2 protein-coding genes are annotated in these 3,111 nt (G+C 58.1%); both read right to left on the reverse strand.

From position 1 onward, the window contains the following. Positions 1-634: 634 nt before the first annotated feature. Positions 635-1,408 carry an IS21-like element helper ATPase IstB gene (gene istB, locus NCS58_RS33990; RefSeq protein WP_250478532.1) on the reverse strand — a complete coding sequence of 258 codons (774 nt, stop codon included), beginning with the start codon at positions 1,406-1,408 and terminating at the stop codon, positions 635-637. After that, entirely contained in the window at positions 1,401-2,801 is a 1,401-nt protein-coding gene (gene istA / locus NCS58_RS33995) for an IS21 family transposase (protein ID WP_250539043.1), read from the reverse strand. The genes istB and istA overlap by 8 nt, the downstream gene beginning before the upstream one ends. Positions 2,802-3,111: the final 310 nt, after the last annotated feature.

Here is a 3,111-nt window from a genome sequence, read left to right on the forward strand (position 1 = left end):
AGTCGCCAGCTTGCCACCGGTTAAAAACCCGACATCTGTAAATAGCCAGAACACGACATTAGGATAAAGCCGCAACAAACCCAAAATACGCTAATCGGTATTATGTAAACCTGCTCGCGCCGATCGGGCCGCTGTGGAGAACGATTCGCGCCGAAGCCATGGCGCTCCGGCAATATCGACCGGCCGATGGAGGCCGGTGACCGCACCGGCGGCCTGAATCGCGTGTTTAATCATCGAATCGAAGAATTTCACTCGTGCCGCTAAGATCCAAGGACTGACACGCCTGGCGGTAAAGTAACCGGTGAACCTTATCGGACAGACATACTGTTTGCCGAGCGGTAGATCGAGCACGACGGTTCGGAGGTGCGGGCAGCGGGTAAAAATCGCCTTCCCGCACGGCAAGCTCATTATCACCTCCAACTAACGCCAATCACGACGCCTCACCAGTCGCAAGAAATCGTGCTTAAGAACTACTCAGCTTTCTTGTCTTCTGACGAAACGACAGCAAGCTTCGACTCTTTCACGCCGTCCTGTCCCACCTTCTCATCGACCATCTGCAGTTTATTGCGCGCATACAGAACGCCCTGTCTGGCGTCAACTACAACCGCCGCCGACGACAACTAAGATTGCCGCCCTATGCTGCTACCGAGGCCGACGCTGTCGGCTTCGCGCCGGCAGCCTTCGTCCGATAGCTTTCAACGCTCATGAGATCTAGAACGACACTGTGATGGACGACGCGGTCGATGGCCGCGAGCGTGGTCATCGGATCCTTAAAGATGCGCTCCCACTCCGAGAACACGAGGTTTGTCGTGATGACAATGCTTTTGCGCTCGTAACGCTCGGCGAGCAGCGTGAACAGCACTTCCATTTCGTCTCGGTCATGCTGGACGTAGCCAATGTCGTCCAGAATGAGGCACTCGAAGCGATCCAGCTTCGCTAGCTCCTGCGGCAAACGCAGATCGCGCTTTGCTGCCAGTAGCCGCTGCACCAAGGCCCCGGTTGGTGTGAACAGCACCGGGTACCCTTGCTCGACGAGCACGTGTCCTAATGCGCAGGCGAGATGGCTTTTCCCCGAACCAGGTCGACCGACCGCCACCACATTGGTGGCATCCTTGAGGAAACTGCCACTGCGCAGCCGCTCGATCTGCATGCGAGTGGCCGGATCAAACCTTTCCAGCTTGAGCGTCCGGAAGTTCTTCTCAGGCAGCAGTTCGGATTGCCTTAGTAGCCGCTCAATTCGGCGCGACGCCTTTGCTGCACGTTCGATACGCGCCAGCTCGAGAAGCAATGCCTCATGAGTCAGCCCTTCCTTCGCGGCTCGCAGTGCCGCGTCTTCCACGGCTGCCGCCATGGCGCCGAGATTGACCGCACGAAGCGACGCCAGCAATTCTTCACGGGCGTTATGCATGGTTGCTCCGTGACGGAATCAGGGCGTCGTAATCGCGCAAGTTGATAGAGGCCTTGCCGATCTTCGGCACCGGTGTCGGCGTCGGGCTGGCGACGAGTTCGCGAACAACATCGAGCGTCGGTACGCGCTGGTCATGCAACACGCGCCCGATTGCTTTGTCGATTTCCACCTCGGATGTGCTCGCTGCCAAATGCAGCCGGCGTAGGTATTCTCGGTCAGCCTTTGTCGGTGTCGCGGCAAGCAATGCGTCGTAGGCGCGGCGAAACGTGGTCGTGGGAAACAGCTCGTCTCTATAGCAGTAGGCCGCGAACGCTCCGGGCTTTCTCACCAATGACCAGATCAGATGCCGGTAGTCGATTCGTCGCTGATTACGGCCGCTCAAGCGCGGCAGAGTAAGAACGTGTGCCGTCCCGTGGTAAAGATCCAGAATCTCGGAGCGGATGCGCGCTTTCAGCGTCGCACCGATCAACCGCGACGGCACCGAGTAGTGATTGTTGAGAACTCGAACCAACCTGAAGCGAGAAACGCGCACCGTAACCTCGCGCGTGAAGTCCAGCGGCGCCGGGGGCAGCGATCTAAGCGCCGCGCGGTCCGCCTCGAATCGTTGCGAGCGTGTGAGATTGCGCTGCCGAACAAGTTCACCAAGGAAGTGTTCGTAATCGCTACGCGTTCCGAAGTCTCGCGTACCGCGAACCCGCAGCGCCTGATCCACTGCCTCTTTGAACCGGAAGTGCGACTGCTCGACGTCACCGTTTTGATTCGCGCATCCGGCCGTGTTCGCTGACGGCTGCATACCGTAATGGGCGAGCAACGCAAGATAGTTCTGCGTGAACTCATGCCTTCCCTCGCGATCGAGGTCGCGTACTGCCGCAGTCAGGTTGTCGGTGCGATGCCATTCCGGAACACCGCCGATCTGCCACAGGCACGCTTCAAGCCCTTCGGCCAGTGCCTCGAAGCTCTCGGAGAAGCAAATGCGTACAGCCTCCACGTTCGAGTAAGTCAGCACCAAGTGATAGACCAGGTGCGGGAATGCTGTGCCCGAGATCGTTACTCTCAGGCTATTCATTGAAGTGAAGTCGGATTGAGCCATGCGCCCTGGCACATGCTCCTGTGGAAACATGACCTCCTGTTCCGGACCGTGACGAACTCGCCACGCTTGAATGTGCCGCTGCAAGGTCCGCAGTTGCCCTTCCTGATATCGCCCCGGAAACGCCTGGCACAGAAGCGCAAACAGCGTCTTGGCCTGCAGCGCCGGATCTCGCTTGAGATGTTCCTCAACCCAGGGCCAATCGAGGCTAAACGGATTTTCCCGCGTGCGATGGGCGCGCGGTTTCTTCATTTGACTCGGCAACGTGCCAGCGCGCTCGTACTTACGCACCGTGCGCTCACTCATACCTGTTCACGCTGCCGCCAGCTTCTGGCTCGCTCCTTTCCGCCGTTCTTCCCGCAACAATTTGATTTCTCCGTCCTTTTTCATGCTGGCTCCGGAAGGGAGCCGCATGATAGCGACGGCCGTAACCTCAACAGGTCAGCCGTCGAAAACCGGCAAATCTAGCAGGTCGTTGAAATACCTCGTCAAACGGTCATCCTGAGTGAAGGGGTGAACGTTGAATCTGAAGCCATTAACGAGAGCGAGATGGAACGGATGCGCGGCAGCGATGGTTTTACCGAGTCGATGTTCACGGTGTTGAAGCTTGATGATT

Source organism: Caballeronia sp. INML3B (assembly GCF_023631305.1).
GTDB classification, from domain to species: domain Bacteria; phylum Pseudomonadota; class Gammaproteobacteria; order Burkholderiales; family Burkholderiaceae; genus Caballeronia; species Caballeronia turbans.